2 protein-coding genes and 1 pseudogene are annotated in these 2,191 nt (G+C 73.6%); 1 reads left to right on the top strand and 2 read right to left on the bottom strand.

Annotation, left to right across the window (positions count from 1 at the left end; all coding sequences use genetic code 11):
- Positions 1-76 precede the first annotated feature (76 nt).
- Positions 77-1,282: pseudogene (locus EF918_RS35015) on the top strand (sensor histidine kinase); the annotation flags it as partial.
- 67 nt (positions 1,283-1,349) lie between these two features.
- Here EF918_RS35015 and EF918_RS35010 read toward each other — a convergent pair.
- Both EF918_RS35010 and EF918_RS35005 read right to left on the bottom strand, forming a co-directional pair.
- Positions 1,350-1,871: an SUKH-3 domain-containing protein gene (locus EF918_RS35010; RefSeq protein WP_125652886.1), complete on the bottom strand. Its 522-nt coding sequence runs from the start codon at positions 1,869-1,871 to the stop codon at positions 1,350-1,352.
- The coding region (locus EF918_RS35005; protein ID WP_260610986.1) for a YwqJ-related putative deaminase at positions 1,871-2,191 on the bottom strand (321 nt) is incomplete at its 5' end. The genes EF918_RS35005 and EF918_RS35010, both read right to left, overlap by 1 nt.

The raw sequence follows: 2,191 nt of genomic DNA, 5'->3' as shown, positions 1-2,191 counted from the left end.
ACCGGGGCTCTGTCACACACCTTCCGGGAATCGCCCAAATCATCGACAACCGCACAGAAAGACAAGACCTACGATCGCCGCGGAGTGCGGGTTCGAGGGCGTCGGCCTGGCCCGTGAGGCGGGGGTGCCCACTGCGGTGGGGGTGGTGTTCGCGCTGCTGGTCGGCGCGACCTTGGTGCTGCGCCGGCGGTGGCCCATCGCGGTGGTGCTGATCGGGGTCGCCGTGGCGCCCGCCGCGATCGGCTTCCTGCTCGGTGTGGTGGGGCTGTACACGCTGGCCGCTTCGGAGGTGCCCCGGCGGATCACCGTGATCCTCACGTCGATGTCGTTCGCCGGGACCTTCGTGGTGATGTGGGTGCGGACCCGCATGGAGGCGAACGGGGAGATCGGGCCCGGTTACCTCGCCACGCTCGCGTTGTTCATCGCCATCGCGCTGAATGTGCCGCCCGTGCTGTACGGCCTGTACATGGGGGCGCGGCGGCGATTGATGGAGAGCTTGCAGGAGCGGGCGGATTCGCTGGAGCGGGAGCTGTCGTTGCTGGCGGAGCGGGCGGAGGAGCGGGCGGAGTGGGCGCGGCAGGAGGAGCGGACGCGGATCGCCCGTGAGATGCACGACGTGGTGGCGCACCGGGTTTCGCTGATGGTGGTGCATGCGGCGGCGTTGCAGGCGGTGGCCGTGAAGGATCCGGAGAAGGCGCGGCGCAATGCGGAGCTGGTGGGGGAGATGGGGCGGCAGGCGTTGACGGAGCTGCGGGAGATGCTCGGGGTGCTGCGGACCCCGCCCCGGGCCGCCACGCCGGCGGTGGCGCGGCCGGTGTCGCCGGCCGCGGCGGACGCGGCGGTCACGGCGGACGCGGGGGCGGCCGACGGGGACGGGCCCACGCTCGGGGAGCTGCGGGTGCTGGTCGGGCAGTCGCGGGCCGCCGGGATGGCGGTGGAGCTGGACGTGCACGGCGAGGCGGCGGCGTACCCGGCCGAGGTGGAGCAGACGGCGTACCGGGTGGTGCAGGAGGCGCTGACCAACTGCCACAAGCACGCCCCGGGGGCGACCGTCGTGGTGCGGATGGCGCACCGGGGCGAGGAGGTGGCGGTCCAGGTGGAGAACGGCCCCTGCGACGGCCAGGCGGTCGAACCGGGCCTGCCCAGCGGGGGCAACGGCCTGGTCGGCATGCGCGAGCGGGTGCTCGGGCTCGGCGGGGTCTTCGTGGCCGGCCCGACGGACGCCGGCGGCTTCCGCGTCTCGGCGGTCCTCCCGGCCCCGGCCCCGGCCGGCGCCGCGTAGCGCTCCCGCGGGGGCCGGGCGTTCCCGCGGGGGCCGGTGGCGGAGGCGGCCGTACGCGGGCCTGGGCTCAGGTGGGTCGGTCGGCGGTGGTCAGGCGGGTGGGCTGCAGACCGGTGAGGAGGGCGGTGAGGGCTTCGTCGACGGTGGCGCCGAGGTACCAGTCGCCGGTGTGGTCGATGGAGTAGACGCGGCCGGTGGCGTCGACGGCGAGGTGTGCGGTTCCTTCGGCCTCGATGCCGAGGGGGCACAGTTCGGTGGAGAGGGCGCGGCCGAGGTCGGCGAAGGTGCGGGCGAGGTGGAGGCCGGTGAGGGGGTCGAGCCGGATGGTGGTGGGTGCTATTTGGCGGCCGGGTCCGGGTGCGGTGACGGTGAGTCCGCCGAATTCGGCCCAGGCGTCGACGGCTGCGGGGAAGACGGTGTGGCGGTGGCCCGCGGGCGTGGTGTGGTCGCGCAGGGCGTCGGCCCAGTATTCGGCCTGTTTGATGTCCCAGCGGCCGGGTTCCCAGCCGGCGGTGCGCAGGGCGGTGTCCACGGCGTGGGGGAAGCGGGTCGCCGAGGAGCGGTCGTAGGAGGCTGAGGCGGCGGTCATCACTTCTCGGGGGTGGTGAGGTCGACGGGTCGTACGCCGAAGTGGGCGAGGAGGGCGTCGCAGGAGCGGCAGGGGGGTGCGTAGCTGCCGTGGAGGGGGTCGCCGTCCTCGCGGATGCGGCGGGCGGTGATCTTGGCGTGTTTGAGGGAGCGTCGTGCTTCGCCGTGGGTGAGGGGTTTGCGGGAGGCGCGTTTGCTGCGGGTGTTCTCGACGGTGGTGAGGTGGCGGGAGAGGAGGATGGCTTCGGGGCAGCGTCCGGTGAAGCGTTCGCGTTGGCTGCTGGTGAGGGTGTCCAGGAAGTCCTGGACGAGGGGGTGGAG

The sequence above is a fragment of the Streptomyces sp. WAC06614 genome (assembly GCF_003949795.1).
GTDB lineage: Bacteria > Actinomycetota > Actinomycetes > Streptomycetales > Streptomycetaceae > Streptomyces.
This window is presented reverse-complemented; position numbering and strand designations above follow the sequence as displayed.